Below are 19,937 nucleotides of genomic sequence, written 5' to 3' on the forward strand. Positions count from 1 at the left end.
CTGTCGTAGCTGCGGAGTACCTAACATATTGATGGGGAAATGCTATGAATGCCAAGCTTGATTCGACCGTAACGGCTCGTCCAGTCACCCGGGAAACCTTTGACCAGGTCCTCGTCCCTACCTACGCCCCAGCCGCCATGGTGCCCGTGCGCGGTTCCGGACTGGATCTGTGGGACCAGTCAGGCAAGCATTACCTCGATTTCACCTCCGGCATCGCCGTCAACAGCCTGGGCCACTGCCATCCAGCCCTGGTCGACGTGCTGACCAAGCAAATCAATAATTTGTGGCATTTGGGCAACGGTTACACCAACGAGCCCGTGCTGCGCCTGGCCCTGGCCCTGACGGAAGCGACCTTCGCTGACCGCGCCTTCTTCTGCAACTCGGGCGCGGAAGCCAACGAAGCGGCCCTGAAACTGGCGCGCAAATACGCGCACACCAAGTTTGGCGCACACAAGTCGCGCATCATCTCGTGCTTCAGCTCCTTCCACGGCCGTACCCTGTTTACCGTCTCCGTCGGCGGCCAGGCCAAGTACACGGAAGGCTTCGAGCCGCTGCCACCGTCGATCGACCACATTGCCTACAACGACATCGAAGCGGCGCGCGCCGCCATCGGCGATGACGTGTGCGCAGTGATCGTCGAGCCGGTACAAGGCGAAGGCGGCGTCGTACCGGGCAATCCGGAGTTCCTCAAGGAGCTGCGCGCCCTGTGCGACAAGACGGGCGCCCTGTTGATTTTCGACGAAGTCCAGTGCGGCATGGGCCGCACTGGCGCGTTGTTCGCCTACATGGGCTACGGCGTCACGCCGGACATCCTGACGGCCGCCAAGGCGCTGGGCAACGGCTACCCGATCGGCGCCATGCTGACCACCAACGAACTGGCGCAAACCCTGGCCGTCGGCACCCACGGCACCACCTACGGCGGCAACCCGCTGGCCGCCACCGTGGCCCTGAGCGTGCTCGAAACGATCAACACGCCAGCGTTCCTGGCGCGCGTCAAGGAAGCGAGCGTCAACACCATCGCCATGCTGCAAGGCTTGATCACGGATTACCCGCAAGTGTTCTCCGTGGTGCGCGGCAGCGGTTTGCTGCTGGGTCTGGTAGTCAGCGATGCCTACAAGGGCCGCGCCAAGGACATCCAGAAAGCGGCCGAAGCGCAAGGCTTGATGGTGCTGATCGCCGGCATGGACGTGGTACGCCTGGCGCCTGCCCTGATCGTCTCGGACGCGCAGATCGCCGAAGCGGGCCGTCTGCTGCGCGTGGCCATCGACGGCCTGCTGAAAGCCTGAGGCTAGTCTTACCCCCGTACTATCACCGGCCCGCCGCTTTGCTGCGGGCCGGCTTGGTTCTACCCCAGCATCGTCAGCATTGAAGGAGTACCCATGTATGTTGTCCGTCCGGTAGAAATTGCGGATATTGCAGCCCTCGAAGCGCTGGCCGCAGTCACCATGCCGGGTGTCCATACCCTGCCGAAGACGCGCGAAAAAATCGCCGCCTCCGTCGAGCGCTCCATCGCCTCGTTTGCCGCCCATGTCGACATCCCCAGCGAAGAGTCATATCTCTTCGTGCTTGAATCCCTGCTCGACAAGAGCATCTTCGGTACGGCCGCCATCTTCGCCTCGGCCGGCTCGAACGGCACGTATTTTTCCTTTCGCAACGACGTCATCCAGCAGGTTTCGCGTGACCTCAACATCAGCCACAGCGTGCATGCGCTGACCCTGTGCTCGGAGCTGACGGCGTATTCGCAGCTGTCCGGCTTCTACGTGCGCAACATGGAGCAGGCTGGCCTGGAAGCGGCCCTGCTGTCGCGCGCGCGGCTGCTGTTTGCCGTGCTGGCGCCGCACCGTTTCGGCGACCGCTTCTTCGTGCCGCTGGCCGGCATCACGGATGCCAACGGCCAGTCGCCATTCTGGGATGCGCTGGGCCGCAAGTTCTTCCAGATGGATTTCCTCGATGCCGAAAAAGTCATCGGCGGTGCCCGCAACCGCACCCTGATCGTCGAACTGATGCCGCATTACCCCGTGTACGTACCGCTGCTGCCCGGCGATGCGCAGGCGGCCATGGGCCAGATCCACCCGAGCGGTGAACTGGCGTTCAATTTGCTGACGGAAGAAGGTTTCGAGGCGGACGACTACATCGACATCTTCGACGGTGGCCCGATCCTGCAGGCGCACAAGCATGCGCTGCGCTCGTTTACGGGTTCGCTCACGCGCCGCGTCGTCGCAGGCGTCACGCCCAGCCGCACGGGCCTGAAAGTCCATTACGCGGTCGCTTCGGGCGCGGAGCGCAACTTCCGCGCCGTCACCTTTACCTGCGATGCGCTCGAAGCGCAGGACACCGTCGGCTTGCCGCCCGAGCTGCTTGAAGCGCTGGTCGTGGCCGAAGGCGACAGCGTCATTTGCGTGCGCATCTAACCGAGAGAACATTATGCTAGTAGTACGCGCCATCAACGCTTCTGACCTGGATGCCCTGTACGGCTTGGCCAGCCAGGTCGGCACCGGCATGACCACCCTCAAGCCGGACATGAAAATGCTGGGCGACCGCCTGGCCATCGCCTGCGCCTCGTTCGCCGAAACTATCGCGCCCGAAAAGCGCGACTACATGTTTGTCATGGAGGATACCGACACGGGCCGCCTGGCCGGCGTGTGCGCCATCAAAGGCGCCGTGGGCCTGGATGAGCCGTTCTATAACTACCGCATCGGCACCCTGGTCCATTCCAGCCGCGAACTCGACGTGTTTACGCGCATGGAAACCCTGTACCTGTCGAACGACCTGACGGGCAGCACGGAACTGTGTTCGCTGTTCCTGCACCCCGATTACCGCAGCGGCAACAATGGCAAGCTGCTGTCGAAGAGCCGCTTTCTTTTCATCGCCCAGTTCCCGCACCTGTTCACGGAAAAGCTGATCGCCGAAATGCGCGGTTACCAGGCGCCGGACGGCAGCTCGCCGTTCTACGAGGGACTGGGCCGCCACTTCTTCAAGATGGATTTCCATCACGTCGACGACTTGACGAGCCTGGGAAAAAAATCCTTCATCGCCGAACTGATGCCGCGCCAGCCCATGTACGTGGCCTACCTGCCCGACGAGGCGCAGGAAGTCATCGGCAAGGTGCATCTGAGCACGGCGCCCGCGCGCCGCCTGCTGGAGCAGGAAGGCTTGCACTTCGAAGGCTATGTCGATATTTTCGACGCCGGTCCCGTACTGCAGGCGCGCGTCTCCGAGCTGCGCGCCATGCGCGACAGCATGCCGGCCGTGCTCGATGCGGAGGCTGCGCCTGACGTGTGCAGCGACCTCGCCCAGGCCGAGCCTTACCTGGTGTCGAACACCGACCTGAAAGATTTCCGCATGATCGTCACCAGCGCCAATCCGCACAGCGGCAAGATCGCGCTGGACGATGATGAACTGCATCTGCTGCGCTGCCATCACGGCGACACTGTGCGCACCTTGTCACTCAACCCGAGGAAGCATCCCCATGTCTAAATCGTCCGACCTGAATTCATCTACCGCAGCATCGAACTTCATCAACGGCGCCTGGCTGCCAGGCACGGGCCGTGAACTGCTCACCATCGATCCATCGAACGGCAAGCAAACCTGGGCCAGCCTGGAAGCGACGGAGAGCGAAGTCGAACAGGCTTGCCAGGCTGCCCGCGCCGCCTTTGAAGCGTGGGCCGATACGCCCGTCGAAGAACGCATCGCCATCTGCGTGCGCTTTCGCGAACTGCTGAAGGAACATGCGGAAGCGCTGGCGCTGCTGATTTCGGAAGAAGTGGGCAAACCGCTGTGGGAATCGCGCACGGAAGTGGCCACCATGGCCAACAAGATCGATATCTCGGTGCAGTCGTACAATGCGCGCACGGGCATTGCGCAAAGCAAGATCGCCGATGGCGACGCCGTGCTGCGCCACCGTCCGCACGGTGTATTCGGCGTGTTCGGCCCGTACAATTTCCCCGGCCACCTGCCCAACGGCCACATCGTGCCGGCCCTGATCGCCGGTAACACCATCGTCTTCAAGCCCAGCGAATATGCGCCGCGCACGGCCGTGAAAACCGTGCAGCTGTGGCAGCAGGCTGGCTTGCCGAATGGCGTCGTCAACCTCGTCAATGGCGGGCGCGATACGGGCGTGGCCCTGGGTGCGAATGCCTTGCTCGACGGCGTGCTGTTCACGGGTTCCTGCCAGACGGGCATCAGCCTGCACCGTCAGTTCGGCGGCCAGCCGGGCAAGATGCTGGCGCTGGAAATGGGCGGCAATAACGCTCTGGTTGTGTGGGATGTGAAGGACGTGGACGCGGCCGTGCACCACGCGATCTTCTCCGCCTTCGTTTCGGCCGGCCAGCGCTGCACCTGCGCGCGCCGCCTGGTGGTACAGGATAACGCCTTTGGTACTGCTTTTGTGGCGCGCCTGGTGGAAGTGGCCGCGAAACTGGGTATCGGCGCGTCCGACGCCCAGCCGCAGCCTTTCATGGGGCCTGTCGTCTCAGCCGCCGTGGCCGCGCGCCTGGTGCAGGCGCAAGCCGATATGGTCGCCAAGGGCGGCACCACCCTGCTGCAGATGCGCCAGTTGAATCCCGAAGCGGGCTTTGTCACGGCCGGCATCGTCGACGTTACCGATGCCAAGGGCATCCCCGACGAAGAATGGTTCGGCCCACTGCTGCAAGTGATCCGCGTGGCCGATTTCGATGCGGCCCTGAAGGTTGCCAACGCCACCGAATTCGGCCTGGCCGCCGCCTTGTTGTCCGACGATCCTGCCCTGTGGCAAACCTTCCAGGTCCGCGCGCGCGCCGGCATCATCAACTGGAACCGTCCCACCACGGGAGCGGCCAGCACGGCGCCGTTCGGCGGTATCGGCAAGTCGGGCAACCACCGTCCGAGCGCTTATTACGCAGCCGATTACTGCGCCTATCCGGTCGCTTCGATCGAGAACAGCGTATTGGAAATGCCGGCCAAGCTGTCGCCCGGCCTGAATTTTTAAGGAAACCTCATGCACAGCACGCGCGAATACAATTTTGACGGCCTGGTTGGCCCATCGCATAACTACGCGGGGCTCTCGTTCGGCAACGTGGCCTCGTTCAGCAATGTGAAAAGCGCTTCGAATCCGAAGCAGGCCGCCTTGCAGGGCCTGGCCAAGATGCGTGCGCTGGCCGCGCGCGGCTTTGCGCAAGCCTTGCTGCCGCCACAGGATCGGCCCAATTTCCGCCTGCTGCGCGCTATCGGTTTCACTGGGACAGATGCCGAAGTGCTGGCACGCGCCTACAAGGAGTCGCCCGTCATCCTGGCCTGTGCGTATTCGGCCTCGCCCATGTGGACGGCGAATGCCGCCACGGTCAGCCCGTCGGCGGACACGCAGGATGGCCGCGTGCATTTCACGGCCGCCAACCTGAATAACAAGCTGCACCGCGCCTTCGAGCACGCGCAGTCGGCGCGCAGCCTGCGCGCCATTTTCAGCGACGACCAGCACTTCGCCGTGCATGAGGCGCTGCCGTCGACGCCCGCCTTTGGCGACGAGGGCGCGGCCAATCACACGCGTCTCGGTGCGAGCCACGGCGCGCCATCGGTTGAGTTGTTCGTGTATGGTCGGGTGGAGTTCGATCCTTCCGCGCCGTCGCCGAAGCGCTACCCGGCGCGCCAGACGCTGGAAGCGTCGCAAGCCGTGGCGCGATTGCATGGTCTGGACGCCAGGCGCACCGTGTACGTGCAGCAGAATCCGGAAGTGATCGACCAAGGCGTGTTCCATAACGACGTCATCGCCGTCGGTAATGGCAACGTGCTGTTCTATCATGAGCAGGCGTTTGCCGATGAAGAGGCGAGCCTGTCGCAGCTGCACCGCGCCGTCGCCGCCACGGGTGCCGACTTGCGGGCGCTGCGGGTGGACACGGGCCAGGTGCCGATTGCGGACGCCGTCAGCAGCTATCTGTTCAACAGCCAGTTGCTGACGAAAGAGGGCGGCAAGATGGCGCTGGTGATACCGCAGGAGTGCCAGGAAAATCGCGCCGTGTCGCGCTATCTGGAAGGCCTGGTGGTCAGCGGTGGAACCATCGATGAACTGATTCATTTCGACCTGCGCCAGAGCATGCGCAACGGCGGCGGGCCTGCCTGCCTGCGTTTGCGCGTGGCCCTGACGGAAACCGAAGCGCGCGCCATGCACCAGGGCGTGATCATGACGGAAGCGTTGTACCATCGGCTGGTACAGTGGGTGGAGAAGCACTACCGCGACCATCTGGAGCCGGGTGATCTGGCCGACCCGCAGCTGGCGCTGGAAGTGCATGCGGCGCTTGAAGAATTGACGATCATCCTCAACTTACCTGGATTGTACGACTTGTAGGCGATAGAAAAATACACAGAAAATCCGAGACAGACTATTCGCAACACAGAATTGGACGGGCGACCCCCGTCTCTTGACACCGCTGCCGCGCAGCCACGAGCCCGAACGACAGCGTTGGACATTCACATTACCGTAATGGAGATGCAAGATGAATCACACGCCACAAGATTTGCGCACACAAACGCTGCAGCTGATTAACGCGGCTGGCAGTGCGAACAAGGCGGCAGCGCCTGTCGTACAACTGGTACAGGCATGGCTCGACTCGCTCGACGCCGAAGACCTGGCCGATATCGCGCCTGACAGCCTGGCGCCCGTGCTGGTCGATGGTTTTACGCAAGCGGCCAAGCGCAGCGGCAGCGGCTGCCAAATCGCCACCCTGCGTTATGCGGATGGCCGTGGCGGCATGGCGAGCGCCTTGCTGATCCTGAACGAAGACATGCCTTACCTGGTCGACTCCATCGTCATGGCCATGCGCCGCCAGCACCTGGCCGTGCGCGGCGTGATGAATACCGTGCTGCCGGTGCGCCGCGCCGCTGACGGCAGCGTGGAAGCGGTGCGCCAGCCGGGCGACCCGCTCGAATCGTATGTGCTGGTGCTGCTCGACGAAGAGCTGGCGCCGGAAGCCCTGGCCGCGCTGGTCGCCGCCATCGACATGGTGGCGCGTGACGCTGCCGTCGTGCGCCGCGACGCCGCCGCCATGAGCGAGCGCCTGGCCGCCGTCGCCACGACCGCTTCCCAGCATGGCGAAGAAGGCGCGGAAGTGGCTGCCTTTTTGGAGTGGGCCCGCAGTGGCGGCTTTGAAGTGTTCGGCTACGCCTATTACCGCGTCAAGCCGGGCGTGCGCGAACTCGAACGCGATATTCCTAGCCGCGTCGGCGTGCTGCAGGATACGGCACACCCAGTCTACGGCACCTGCCTGGCAAATATTCCCGGCGACTTCGACACCCTGGCCAAGCGCGAATCGGCGCTGTCCATCGTCAAGGCCGACGTGGCGGGTACTTTGCACCGCGACCAGCAGCTGGACTTCATCGGCGTGCGCGACATGGATGCGCAAGGCGCGATCCTGGGCGAGCATTGCTTTGTCGGCTTGTTTACCCGTGCCGGCAATTCCACTCCGCTGGCAGCGCTGCCATTTGCGCGTGGCCGCGTGGCCAAGGTACTGAGCCTGGCCGGCGTGCGCCAGCAAGGCTTCCGCGCCGAGAAATTCCGTGAAATCCTCGAATCCCTGCCGCGCACCGAAGCGCTGGAAGCGGACCTCGACTGGCTGGCGCAAGTATGCGGTGCCGTCGTCTCGCTGTACAAGCAGCCGCGCACCAAGGTCTTTGCGCGCCGCGACGTGTATGCGCGCCACCTGAACGTGCTGGTGTACCTGCCGCGCGAGCGCTATAGCGCCAGCGTGGCATCGAGCCTGGCAAAGGCGCTGCAAGCCAGTTCCGGCGCCACGCATGTGAGCACGCAAACCCTGGTGGCCGACGGTCCACTGGCGCGTGTCTATCTGATCGCGCACGCCGCCCGTTACCCGCTGGACCTGGAAACGGATATCGAACAGCCATTGCTGGGTGTGCTCGATGGCTGGCATAACGGTTTTGCCGCCGTGGCCGACGCCGTGCCCGACGTGGCCCTGCGTACCAGCCTGCGCAAACTCTGCGCCACCCTGCCGCTCGACTACGTTGCCGCCACCGCGCCGGCCGTCGCCTTCCGCGACCTCGACACCATCCTGCGCAACACCGATCCATCGCACGTAGCCGTGCGCATCGAGACGGGTGCCGTCACCACCATCCGCCTGTATTCGGCCAACAAGGTGCCGCCGCTGTCGGCCATCCTGCCGGCGCTGCATAACGCGGGCGTGGCCATCGACCGCGAGCAGGCCTTTTCGATTTCGCCACTGGACGGCACGCGCTATTTCGTCACCAGTCTGACGGTCGATGCCGCCAGCGCGGCGAAACTGGCGCAGCCGGAAGTTGTCGCCGTGGCGCAGGAGTTGTTTGCCGCGCTGTTCAACGATGAAGCCGAAGATGGCCGCCTGAATGGCCTGGTCATCGAAGGCGGCCTGTCGACGCGCGAAGTGCAACTGGTGCGCGCCTACACCAGCTACTGGCGCCAGACGGGCAGCCGCTTCTCGGTGCGCTACATTGCCGAAAGCCTGCGCAAGCAGCCGGCCCACGTGAAAGCCCTGGTCGACGCCTTCCTGCAGCGCTTCGATCCGTCGCTGTCCGACGCGCAGCACGCGGCCGCCCTGGAGGCGATCGCCACCATCAAGGCCGGCCTGCCGTCCGTGAACCACGCAGACACCGAGGAAATCCTCGGCGCGCTGGCCGACCTGATGGCCGCCACCCTGCGCACCAGCTACTTCCAGAACAATCAGGAAGGTGACAAGATCATCTTCAAGTTCGATACCAGCAGCCTGGCGCTGGTGCCGGAACCGCGTCCTTACCGCGAGATTTTTGTCTTCTCGCGCCGTTTTGAAGGCGTGCACCTGCGCGGCGGCCCCGTTGCCCGTGGCGGCTTGCGCTGGTCCGACCGCATGGAAGACTACCGCACCGAAGTCCTGGGCCTCGTCAAAGCCCAGATGGTGAAAAACGCCGTGATCGTGCCGGCCGGCGCGAAGGGTGGTTTTGTCTGCAAGATGATGCCGAAGGACGCCGTGCGCGAAACCATCGCGGCCGAAGGCGAAGCCGTGTACCGCCTGTTCATTTCCAGCCTGCTGGAAGTGACGGACAACCGTTCCCTGGGCAATATCGTGCCGCCAGTCGACACCGTGTGTTTTGACGATGCCGATCCTTACCTGGTAGTGGCTGCCGACAAAGGCACGGCCACCTTCTCCGACATCGCCAACGGCATCGCCGTGCAGCGCGGCTTCTGGCTCGGTGACGCGTTTGCCTCGGGCGGCTCGAACGGCTACGACCACAAGAAACTGGGCATCACCGCCAAGGGCGCATTCGAAGCCGTGAAACGTCACTTCTATGAAATGGACCACGACCTCAATACCACCCCGATCACCATGGTTGGCGTGGGCGACATGTCGGGCGACGTGTTCGGCAACGGCGTATTGCTGTCGCGCCAGCTGAAACTGGTGGCTGCGTTTGACCACCGCCACATCTTCCTCGACCCGACACCGGACGTCGCCGTTTCGTTCGACGAACGCGCGCGCCTGTTCGCCTTGCCGCGTTCCTCGTGGGACGACTACAACAAGGAGCTGATCTCGGCAGGCGGCGGTGTGTACCCGCGTTCCGCCCGTACGATCGAGCTGTCGCCGCAAATCCGCGCCGCGCTCGATATCGCGGAAACCTCGCTGCCGCCGGAAGAACTGATGCACCGCATCCTGAAATCTCCGGTGGACCTGTTCTACAACGGCGGTATCGGCACCTATATCAAGGCTTCCACCGAGACGCACGCCCAGGTGAAGGACCGCGCCAACGACCATATCCGCGTCAGCGGCAATGAGCTGCGCGTGAAGGTCGTCGCCGAAGGGGGGAATTTGGGTGCGACGCAGGCAGGCCGCATCGAGTTCGCGCTGGCGGGCGGACGCATCTTCACCGATGCGATCGACAACTCGGCCGGCGTGGATTGCTCGGACCATGAAGTCAACGTCAAAATCTGGCTGGATGTGGAAGTCAATGCGGGCAAGCTGACGGAAGAAGAACGCAACCGCGAACTGTATGCGATGACGGACGACGTCGAGCGCCTGGTCTTGCGCGACAACACGCAGCAGACGCATTTGCTGGTGCGCGAGTTGCAGGCGCAAGGCGAGAGCGCCGTACAGGATGGCTATGCCGCGCTGATCGCCAGCCTGGAAGAAGAGGGTGCCCTGTCGCGCGAACTGGAGCAATTGCCGTCGGTGGCCGAACTGGCGCGCCGCAAGCTGGACAACCGTGGCCTGACTACGCCGGAACTGGCGGTGGTGATCGCCAACGTGAAGAACCGCTTCAAGCGCATCCTCTCCGCCCTGCCGTTGACGGATGAAACGTGGGCCGAGCCGGTCCTGAAACCTTACTTCCCATCCTTGCTGGTGGAAACGCGTTCGGCGCTCGACCATCCGCTGGCCAACGCCATCCTGGCCACCGTGCTGGCCAATGAAGTGATCAACCGCTGCGGCCCGCTGATGATCCGCAACCTGGCGGCAGAACATGGCGTCGACGAGTCGGCAGTCATCCTGGCATGGGGCCAGGCCTGGGTGGCACTGAATCTGGCGCCCGTGTTTGATGCGCTCGATGCCGATGCGCTGACGGTGCCGCGTGACGTGTCGATCAAGGTGGACGCGCAAACGCGCGTGCTGCAGCAAACGATGATCGCCGGCGTCCTGTCCGTGCCAGCCGAGCAATTGCGTGGTGCCGGCCTGGCCGAACTGACGCGTTTGTTTGGCGCGGAATCGAAGCGCGAGCTGCTGCAAGCCGTTGGCATCAAGTCCGAGGCCGCACTGGTGCCAGGCTTGACGCCGGCCTTTGTGCAGGCGTGGGATGCGGTCGACGCGCTGGAAGTCGTCGCCGGCTTCCTGTTCCCGGCCCTGTCCGTGCCGCGTCCTGCCTCGATGGACCTGGCCGCCTTCCTGCAAGTGGGTCTGGCCCTGCGCAGCCAGGCGGGCATCGATACGCTGGAGCGTGGCCTGAAGCTGGCCGCGCAAGGCAAGTCGCAGGAACAGTTGCGCAACTACGCGCAGCAAGCCCTGCGTCGCACGCAACAGCGTTTGCTGACGCAGGTGCTGGCGCGTGCCGGGCAAGGTAACGCAGGCGAGGCGGTCGATGCGGTGACGGGTGCGCTGGGCCTGTCGGCCTATGTGGCGGCGACGGAACTGGAGCAAGCCATGCTGGATGTGTGGACCTTGTCGGAGGCCGTGAATAAAATCACGGTGAAATCCACAGCGGAAGCGGCGGTGTAATGACGCAGGAAGTACGACAAGTTGGACCGGGCGCTGGCGGCTTGCCGCCAGCCGTGCAGGCGCTGGCGCAGGCCGATTTCGGCGCCGTGGCGCAGCTGTTTGCCAACGCCGGTTTCACGGTGGCCTTGCCGGCGCCCGGCATGCTGCAAGTTGTCAAGCCGCAAGCCGATGCGGGCCGCGCCAGCGTGGCCATCTCGGTGGGGGTGCACGGCGACGAGACGGGGCCGATCGAAGTGCTGGCGCATCTGCTCGACGCGCTGTCGCGCGATGCGGCTAAGCTGGCCGTCGACTTGCTCGTTTGCGTGGGTAATGTCGATGCGATCCGGGCCGGCAAGCGTTTCATCGACGCCGACCTGAATCGCATGTTCCGCCCCGTGCGGGGGAGCCTGGCGCAAGCGGCGGAAAGCGCGCGCGCCGATGAAATGATCGCCGCGACAAAAGCGTTCTTTGGCGCGGCGGGCCCAGTTCGCTGGCACCTGGATTTGCACACGGCCATCCGGCCTTCCGTGTACCCCACGTTTGCCATCGTGCCGGACCTGGTGGCCGACGACGCCAAGGCGCAGCTGATCGATTGGCTGGGTCAGGCGGCCATCGGCGCCATCATCATGAACCCGCAGTCGGCCGGCACGTATAGTTATTATTCGGCCGAGCATTTTGGCGCCGCCGCCAGCACGGTGGAGCTGGGCCGCGTGGGTACCCTGGGGCAGAACGACCTGAGCCTGTTCGACGACGTGTCGCGGGCGCTGGACGGCTTGCTGCGCGGCTTGCCTGCGCAGCCGATCAAGGCGCAACCGCACGTGTTCAAGGTGGCGCAGGAAATCATCAAGCACAGCGATGAGTTCCGCATGGCTTTTGATCGCAGCACGCAGAATTTCACGTCCCTGCCGCAGCACGCGGTGATCGCCAGCGATGGCGACCATGTGTACACAGTGCAGCACGCGGAAGAGCTAGTGGTGTTTCCGAACCCGGACGTGCGCGTGGGCTTGCGCGCGGGGCTGATGGTGGTGCGTACCTCCTGATCGTGCAGCCATCACGCAGCATCAGGCGCCAGCCGGGGAAACCCGCCTGGCGCTTTTTTGATGAAAAAGATGTCGCACAGAAATAATTATCCATTAGGCAATCATCTGGTTTAAAATATTTCCCTTTTGCAATTTCTTGGACCGATTATGTTGAAACGCCTGCTGACAGCCTTGCTGTGCCTGACCCTCTCCGGCCTGACGGCTGCCGCCCCTGCCGATGACAAGGCAGCCGCTCCGGAAATGACGGCCGAGCAATTTCTCGCCCAATTGCACCTGCAGCGCGGCAAGATCACTTTGCCAGGAGGCATCGCCACCCTGGATTTGCCCGCCAGCTTCCGTTATTTGTCGCCGGCCGATGCCGAGCGCGTGCTGGTTGATGCCTGGGGCAATCCTCCCGGCATGGTATCGCTGGGCATGATCGTGCCCGCCAAGACCAGCGTGCTCGAACGCGATAGCTGGGGTGTCATCGTCACGTATGAAAAGGAAGGCCATATCAAGGATGACGATGCGGACAGTATCAAGTACGACGAATTGCTCAAGGATATGCAGGCGTCCGTGCTGGAAAACAATGCGGAGCGCAAGAAGCAGGGTTATCCCGGCATCCATCTGATGGGCTGGGCGGAAAAACCCAGCTATGCCAAGGATACGCACAAGCTGTACTGGGCCAAGGATCTGATGGTCGATGGCGGCGAGCACTCGCTGAACTACAACGTACGCGTGCTGGGCCGCGAAGGCGTGCTGAACCTGAACGCGATCGCCGGCATGCAGCAGATCGAGGCGATCAAGAAAGAGATGCAGCAAGTGACGGCATTCACGGAATTTACCGAGGGTAACCGCTACACGGATTTCGACAGCAAGACGGACAAGGTGGCTGAATATGGCCTGGCGGCGCTGGTGGCCGGTGGCGTGGCCAGCAAGCTGGGCCTGTTTGGCAAGTTGCTGGCGCTGCTGCTGGCCTTCAAGAAAGTGCTGATCCTGGCTGTGGTGGGCGGCGGCGCGGCCATCGTCAAGTTCTTCGGTGGCAAGCGCAAGGACAATCCGGCGCCGCAGCCACTCCCGCAGGCAGAGCCCGCGGAACAGCCCAACCATGCACCGGCTGGCAAGGTGAACCTGGAAAAGTAAGGGCAACTGTTTCGCTTGGTGCGCTGGCGCACAGGAGTGGCATTGCGCGCGCTGCCGGAAGACAGCGCCTCGGGTACACTGGCTCATCGTTCACTATCAGGAGTGCGTCATGTCCGTGTCCATGTATCAGGCAACTATTCCCGTCTTCATTCGCGGCTTGCGGGTCGTCTCGGCCCTGCTGGAAAAAGCGCAAGCCCATGTGGAGGAAGATGGCATCGTGCCCGAGATTTTACTGGGCGCGCAACTGGCGCCCGACATGCTGGACTTGACGGCGCAGGTGCAGCGCGCAAGCGATACGTCGAAGATGTCGGTCGAGCGCCTGAGCGGCGTGCCGGCACCGAAGTTCGAGGATAACGAAGCGTCGTTCGAACAGTTGCAAGAGCGTATCGCCAACACCATCGCTTACATCGACAGCGTCAACGCGGGCCAGATGGCCGGCAGCGCGCAGAAGGAAGTGGTGCTGAACTGGACCGATGAAGGCAAGACATTCTCGGGCGACAATTATCTGCTCAGCTTTGCCTTGCCGAACTTCTATTTTCACATCTCCATGGTCCACGCCATCCTGAGAAACAATGGCGTGGCCGTGGGCAAGCTCGATTTTCTGGGACCGTACGACTGAGTCGTGACGACTGATCCCGCTTAACGTTGGGGTTGCTGCACCTGGTTCTGCACCGCATTACCCAGCATGCCGCCGCCGATCACACCGGCCACCGTCGCCAGCGCCTTGCCGCGGCCACCACCGACCTGATTGCCGATCAAGCCACCGATGACGGCGCCCGTGCCGATGCCCACATAGTTCGGTTGTGCCGGTGCTGGCGCCGGCTGCTGCTGGCGGACGGGTTCGCGGTAGGCTGTGTCGCGGTAGCCATCATTGTTGTCATTGTAGGCAGGACGCGCCTGCGCCACTTGCGTGTGGTGCACGACGCGCTTGTGCACGACAGGCGCCGGTGCCGGAGCGGGGGCCGTTTGCGCGACGACAGGCGCGGCCACGGGAGCAGCCAGGGCTGCGGCGTTCGCCGGCGTCATGGCGGCCACATCGGCAGGCACGGCAGGCACATTCGCCCGCGAATTGGGCAAGATGCCGGCGATGGACGCCGCGCCCACCAGGCACAGGACCGTCACGGAAATGGCGGCGCCGGCCATCAAGGGGTGGATGCGGCTGGCGGTGGTCGTCGTGTTCATGTGTTCTCCTGGGGGGCAAGGTGTTGCGATGTTGTTGATGTGTCCAGCTGATGTGTCCACATTAACGGTGTGCTGGCCGCAAGGCTAGCCCTTGCGCTGTATCAAACGTAAGCAGGTGTAAGCCGCGCTTTGCTAAGCACAGTAGAATCGGTGCTTCCCCTTTTCCGGAGTCCGCCATGAGCCACCTATTCACGCCGTATGCACTGGGGCCGCTGCACGTGGCCAACCGTATCGCCATCGCGCCCATGTGCCAGTACTCTGCCGACAACGGCAACGCCACCGACTGGCACATGATCCACCTGGGCCACCTGGCCCTGTCCGGTGCGGGCTTGCTGATGACGGAAGCGACGGCCGTCTCGCCCGAGGGACGCATCTCGGCCGAGGACCTGGGCCTGTGGTCGGACGCGAATCAAATTGCGCTGGCCAACGTGGTGCAGGCGATCCGCCGCCACTCTCCGATTCCGCTGGTGGTGCAGCTGGGCCACGCGGGACGCAAGGCGTCGAGCCGCGCTCCCTGGCAGGGCGGTGCCTGTGTGCACCTGGCCGACGGCGGCTGGCAAACGGTGGCGCCGTCCGCCATCGCCCATGCGCCCGGCGAAACCGTGCCGATTGCCCTGGACGAGATGGGCTTGCTGCAAATCAAGGGTGCCTTTGTCGCGGCCGCACAGCGCGTGCATGCGCTCGGTATCGAAGGCATCGAATTGCATGCGGCGCACGGCTATTTGCTGCACCAGTTTCTCTCGCCCCTGTCCAACCAGCGCACCGATGCATATGGCGGCAGCCTGGATAACCGCATGCGTTTTCCGCTGGAAGTCTATGAAGCCGTGCGCGCCGCCGTGCCCGCCAGCGTGGCCGTGGGCGTGCGCATTTCCGCCACCGACTGGGTTGAGGGAGGCTGGGAAATCGAGCAAAGCGTGCGTTTCGCGCAGGAACTCAAGCAGCTGGGTGCCGACTTCATCCACGTCTCCAGCGGCGGCATTTCGCCGCAGCAGCAGATTCCCGTGGGACCCGGCTACCAGGTGGCGTTTGCCGAACGCATCAAGCGCGACAGCGGCTTGCCGACCATCAGCGTGGGCTTGATCACGGAGGCGCAGCAGGCAGAAGACATCATTGCCAATGGCCAGTCCGACATGGTGGCGCTGGCGCGCGCCATCCTGTTCGACCCGCGCTGGCCCTGGCATGCGGCGGCCCAGCTGGGCGCGCAGGTGCAGGTGCCACCGCAGTACTGGCGCTCGCAGCCGCGCGAGTACAAGAACCTGTTCGGCGACACGACGCTGGGCCAGCGCTAAAAGACCTGCTCTGCTACACTGACGCCTCTTCTCCATTTCTCCAGGACGCTTCGACATGCGCCATTGATACTGCCGTGCTGTGCACGGCCTCGCCCTTCCCGCCACAGCGCCTTGCGCCGCGCGGGTTCGCCAGCCTTGCTCAAGGAGTATCCATGCCTGCATTCCTGCAACTCGACCGTCTTTCCGTTGTGCTGCCCGATGGGCGCGCCCTGTTTTCCGATTTGCAATTCATCTTTGCCCCGCAACGTATCGGCCTCGTCGGCGATAACGGCGTGGGCAAGAGTGTGCTGGCGCGCCTGCTGGCTGGCCAGGCGCAGCCGTCTTCTGGCACCGTGCGCTGCGATGGCCGCCTGCATTACGTGGCGCAGGAACTCGATCCGCAGCACTATCCCAGCGTGGCGGCGCTCGCAGGCATGGAGAACTTGCTGGCGGCGCTGGCGCGCATCGCCGCCGGTAGCATCGACGAGGCTGATTACGCACTGGTGGGCGAACGCTGGGATGCCCACGCCCGCCTGCGCCATGCGCTTGATGCGCTCGATCTGCGCCATGTCGATGCCGACACGCCAACGGCTAGCCTGAGCGGCGGAGAACGCCAGCGCATTGCCTTGCAAGGGGGCTGGCTGTCGCAGGCGGACTGGCTGGTGCTCGATGAGCCGAGCAACCATCTCGATGTGCGGCAGCGGGCCCGCCTGGTGGCGCAGATGGCGCGCTGGCCGGGCGGCTTGCTGCTGATTAGCCATGACCGCGCCTTGTTGCAGCACGTCGATGAAATCGTCGAGTTGTCGCCGCAGGGCTTGCGCAGCTATGGCGGCAATTACCCCTTGTATGTGCAGCAGCGCGCGCTGGAGCAGGCTGGTTTTGCGGCGGCCCTGCAGGCGGAAAAGGCCGGCGCCAGACGCGAACAGCGCGAGGCGCAGCAGCAAGCAGAGCGCCAGCAGCGTCGTGTCGGACGTGGTGAGCGCGAGGGCCGCGAAGGCAACCAAAGCAAGTTGCTGCTGGACGCGAAGAAGGAGAAAAGCCAGGATAGCCAGGGCAAGCTGCGTTTGCGCGCGCAGGAGGCGCAGCAGGCGCGCCAGCAACGCGTGCTGGATGCCAGCGCCCGCTGCGCGCCCGAGGCCGAACGGCTGCTGCTGGCGCCCGAGAGCCTGGTGCCGGATGGTAAATTGCTGCTGGCATTGCGCGACGTGGTCTTGCCGCATGGCCAGGCGCACGCCATCAACCTGGTACTGAGCGGGCCGCGCCGGCTGGCCGTGACGGGTGACAATGGCAGCGGCAAGTCGACCTTGCTGCGCGTGATCGCCGGGCAACTGGCGCCCGCCAGCGGCGAGCTGCGCTGCCATGCGCAGGTGGCCTGGCTGGACCAGCATGCTGGACTGCAAGACGGCGAGTGGAGCGCCGTGCAACGCTTGCAGGCACGCAATAGCAGCCTGGCGGAAGGGGCCTTGCGCACGCGGCTGGCGCTGGTGGGCATTGCCGGCGCACGCGCCACCATGCCCAGCCGTTTGCTCAGCGGTGGCGAGCGCATGAAGGTAGCGCTGGCGGCCGAACTGTATGCGCAGGCGCCGCCGCAACTGTTGCTGCTCGACGAACCCGACAATCACCTGGACCTGGCCAGCCTGCAGGCGCTGGAGCACATGCTGCTGCAATATCAGGGGGCGTTACTTGTGGTTTCGCATGACCACGCATTTTTGGCGGCGATAAACCTTGACCCGGAGGGCTTGACATTGCACAAGTGACAATTGAATGAAAAAAGTCACGCTCGATGCCTGTAGAGCATGCTTCATGAACCGATGCTGAATTTTGTTTGATTGTCGGTATAATCCACTGAATAACCGGGCCTATTTGTGAACTAAAACTGCTGGTTCACCAATATGATGACGTTTAATCTGGCACTGTAGTCGGTCACTGCCGCCTTGCCAGGGCGTCATCCTTCGTGCCCTGCCGTGCATGAATTTTGGTTTCGCTTATATTGTTTTCTTGGAGAAATAGCATGTCGTTTTACGAAAAACTCAAAGCCCTCAACATTGAACTGCCAGTCGTTGCCGCGCCAGCTGCCGCCTACGTGATGCATGCCCGCACGGGCAACACCGTCTTCCTGTCCGGCCACCTGGCCAAGAAGGATGGCAAGGTCTGGGTCGGTCAGCTGGGCAAGGACGTCACCACGGAAGAAGGCAAGATCGCCGCGCGCGGTATCGCCATCGAACTGATCGCCACCCTGCAAGACGCGTGCGGCGGCGACTTGAACAAGGTCAAACGCATCGTCAAGGTCATGAGCCTGGTCAATTCCACCTCTGCATTCACGGAACAGCACCTGGTGACCAATGGCGCCTCGGAACTGTTCGTCGAAGTCTTCGGCGACAGCGGCAAGCATGCCCGCTCCGCCTTCGGCGTGGCGCAAATCCCGCTGGGTGCTTGCGTCGAGATCGAACTGATCGCTGAACTGGCCTGATCATCTGAGCATGCCGGCGCTTGCCGCCGGCTCGCCCTTTCCTCCTGTCCAGCAAGAGCGGAACCGCCATTGGGGTGGAGGGATCGGTGTATTCAAGAAAAAAACGGAGACATGTAATGAAAACGAGTGAACAAGGCTTGCACCGCGGCCTGGGCGAGCGGCAGATACGCCTGATGGCGCTGGGCGCTGCGATTGGCGTGGGCCTGTTTTTGGGTTCCGGCAACGCCATCAAGATGGCCGGTCCCGGCATCATGCTGTCGTACATCATCGGTGGCGCGGTCATCTTCATGATCATGCGCGCGCTGGGCGAAATGGCCGTGCACAATCCGGTGGCCGGCTCCTTCAGCCGCTATGCCCAGGATTACCTGGGACCTCTGCAAGGCTATCTGACTGGCTGGAATTACTGGTTCCTGTGGCTGGTCACGTGCGTGGCTGAAATTACCGCCGTCGCCATCTACATGGGCATCTGGTTCCCCGACGTGCCACGCTGGATCTGGGCCCTGGCGGCCCTCGGTTCCATGGGCGCGATCAACCTGCTGGCCGTGAAAGCCTACGGCGAGTTCGAATTCTGGTTCGCCCTGATCAAGGTGGTCACCATCATCCTGATGATCGTCGGCGGCACAGGCATGATCATCTTCGGTCTCGGCAACGACGGCGTGGCCATCGGCATCTCGAACCTGTGGACGCATGGCGGCTTCTTCCCGAACGGCGCGCAGGGCGTGCTGATGTCGCTGCAGATGGTGATGTTTGCCTACCTGGGCGTGGAAATGATCGGCCTGACCGCCGGCGAGGCGGCAAACCCGAAGAAATCGATTCCCGACGCCATCAATTCGGTGTTCTGGCGCATCCTGATTTTCTATGTCGGCGCGCTGTTCGTCATCCTGTCGATTTATCCATGGAATGAAATCGGCACCACCGGCAGCCCGTTCGTCATGACGTTTGAACGCCTGGGCATCAAGACGGCAGCCGGCATCATCAACTTCGTCGTGCTGACGGCAGCCTTGTCGTCGTGCAATGGCGGTATCTTCAGCACGGGCCGCATGCTGTACAACCTGGCGCTGCAAGGCCAGGCACCGAAGGCATTTGCGGAAACCACGGCTAACGGCGTGCCACGCCGCGCCATTCTGGTGTCCGTGTTTGCCCTGCTGCTGGGCGTGCTGCTGAACTACCTGGTGCCGGAAAAAGTGTTTATCTGGGTCACCTCGATTTCCACCTTCGGCGCCGTCTGGACCTGGGGCGTGATCCTGGTCACGCAGATCCAGTTCCGCAAGACCTTGACGCCACTGGAAATCAAGAACCTGGCCTTCCGCATGCCGTTCGCGCCGTACGGTTCCTGGATTTCGCTGGCTTTCCTGGCGCTGGTGATCGGCCTGATGGCGTATTTCCCCGATACGCGCATCGCCCTGATGGTGGGACCAGCCTGGCTGATCCTGCTGACGGTGCTGTACTACGTGCTGGGCCTGGCGCCGAAAGAGCGGCGCGATGACGTGCCGCAAGGCTACGAGGCAGGCTGGCCGGCGGCCGATGCGCCACACGCGAAGAAGTAAACCAGCGTAGTTGAGCTGAGCCAGAAGCGCGCCCCTGCCCCTGCAGTGGCGCGCTTTTTATTTCATAGAAGCAATTTCCACTTCGCCAGCACGCTGACAGGTTTGCCGTCGCACGCCTGGCGTTGTTTCCTTGCATC

General features: G+C 63.4%; 14 protein-coding genes. 13 read left to right on the plus strand and 1 reads right to left on the minus strand.

Features of this window, described 5'->3' with window-relative positions; genetic code table 11:
* Positions 1-44 precede the first annotated feature (44 nt).
* The 9 genes from astC to ACQ4WN_RS05925 all read left to right on the plus strand — a co-directional run bounded on the left by astC (position 45) and on the right by ACQ4WN_RS05925 (position 13,952).
* Complete coding sequence (gene astC / locus ACQ4WN_RS05885) at positions 45-1,286, plus strand: acetylornithine/succinylornithine family transaminase (RefSeq protein WP_436550679.1); 1,242 nt, start codon at positions 45-47, stop codon at positions 1,284-1,286.
* Positions 1,287-1,379: 93 nt separating this feature from the next.
* Entirely contained in the window at positions 1,380-2,411 is a 1,032-nt protein-coding gene (locus ACQ4WN_RS05890; protein ID WP_436550680.1) for an arginine N-succinyltransferase, read from the plus strand.
* 13 nt (positions 2,412-2,424) lie between these two features.
* A complete protein-coding gene (astA, locus tag ACQ4WN_RS05895; RefSeq protein WP_436550681.1) occupies positions 2,425-3,477 on the plus strand; it encodes an arginine N-succinyltransferase in 1,053 nt (350 codons plus the stop codon).
* Positions 3,470-4,966 carry a succinylglutamate-semialdehyde dehydrogenase gene (gene astD / locus ACQ4WN_RS05900; protein ID WP_436550682.1) on the plus strand — a complete coding sequence of 499 codons (1,497 nt, stop codon included), beginning with the start codon at positions 3,470-3,472 and terminating at the stop codon, positions 4,964-4,966. Before astA ends, astD begins: the two co-directional genes overlap by 8 nt.
* Positions 4,967-4,975: 9 nt before the next feature.
* Positions 4,976-6,316 (plus strand): N-succinylarginine dihydrolase, encoded by a 1,341-nt coding sequence (astB, locus tag ACQ4WN_RS05905; protein ID WP_436550683.1) that lies wholly within the window; start codon positions 4,976-4,978, stop codon positions 6,314-6,316.
* 148 nt (positions 6,317-6,464) lie between these two features.
* Positions 6,465-11,192 (plus strand): NAD-glutamate dehydrogenase domain-containing protein, encoded by a 4,728-nt coding sequence (locus ACQ4WN_RS05910; RefSeq protein WP_436550684.1) that lies wholly within the window; start codon positions 6,465-6,467, stop codon positions 11,190-11,192.
* Positions 11,192-12,211 (plus strand): succinylglutamate desuccinylase, encoded by a 1,020-nt coding sequence (locus ACQ4WN_RS05915; protein ID WP_436550685.1) that lies wholly within the window; start codon positions 11,192-11,194, stop codon positions 12,209-12,211. The genes ACQ4WN_RS05910 and ACQ4WN_RS05915 overlap by 1 nt, the downstream gene beginning before the upstream one ends.
* 147 nt (positions 12,212-12,358) lie before the next feature.
* Entirely contained in the window at positions 12,359-13,333 is a 975-nt protein-coding gene (locus ACQ4WN_RS05920; RefSeq protein ID WP_436550686.1) for a DUF2167 domain-containing protein, read from the plus strand.
* A 109-nt stretch (positions 13,334-13,442) separates the two neighbouring features.
* On the plus strand, positions 13,443-13,952 hold the full coding sequence (locus ACQ4WN_RS05925; protein ID WP_436550687.1) for a DUF1993 domain-containing protein: 510 nt from the start codon (positions 13,443-13,445) through the stop codon (positions 13,950-13,952).
* Positions 13,953-13,972: 20 nt separating this feature from the next.
* Here the strand turns inward: ACQ4WN_RS05925 and ACQ4WN_RS05930 are convergent, their stop codons facing one another.
* Positions 13,973-14,515: a glycine zipper 2TM domain-containing protein gene (locus tag ACQ4WN_RS05930; RefSeq protein WP_436550688.1), complete on the minus strand. Its 543-nt coding sequence runs from the start codon at positions 14,513-14,515 to the stop codon at positions 13,973-13,975.
* Between the two features lie 176 nt (positions 14,516-14,691).
* Here ACQ4WN_RS05930 and ACQ4WN_RS05935 point away from each other — a divergent pair, with 176 nt between their 5' ends.
* From ACQ4WN_RS05935 to ACQ4WN_RS05950, 4 genes are all read left to right on the plus strand, one after another.
* A complete protein-coding gene (locus ACQ4WN_RS05935) occupies positions 14,692-15,804 on the plus strand; it encodes an NADH:flavin oxidoreductase/NADH oxidase (RefSeq protein WP_436550689.1) in 1,113 nt (370 codons plus the stop codon).
* A 152-nt stretch (positions 15,805-15,956) separates the two neighbouring features.
* Complete coding sequence (locus ACQ4WN_RS05940; protein ID WP_436550690.1) at positions 15,957-17,540, plus strand: ATP-binding cassette domain-containing protein; 1,584 nt, start codon at positions 15,957-15,959, stop codon at positions 17,538-17,540.
* 254 nt (positions 17,541-17,794) lie between these two features.
* Positions 17,795-18,253: a RidA family protein gene (locus ACQ4WN_RS05945; protein WP_034778908.1), complete on the plus strand. Its 459-nt coding sequence runs from the start codon at positions 17,795-17,797 to the stop codon at positions 18,251-18,253.
* A 116-nt stretch (positions 18,254-18,369) separates the two neighbouring features.
* Positions 18,370-19,800: an amino acid permease gene (locus ACQ4WN_RS05950; protein WP_436550691.1), complete on the plus strand. Its 1,431-nt coding sequence runs from the start codon at positions 18,370-18,372 to the stop codon at positions 19,798-19,800.
* The last annotated feature ends 137 nt before the right edge of the window (positions 19,801-19,937 follow it).

Source organism: Janthinobacterium pasteuri (assembly GCF_051380775.1).
Taxonomy (GTDB): Bacteria; Pseudomonadota; Gammaproteobacteria; order Burkholderiales; family Burkholderiaceae_D; genus Janthinobacterium.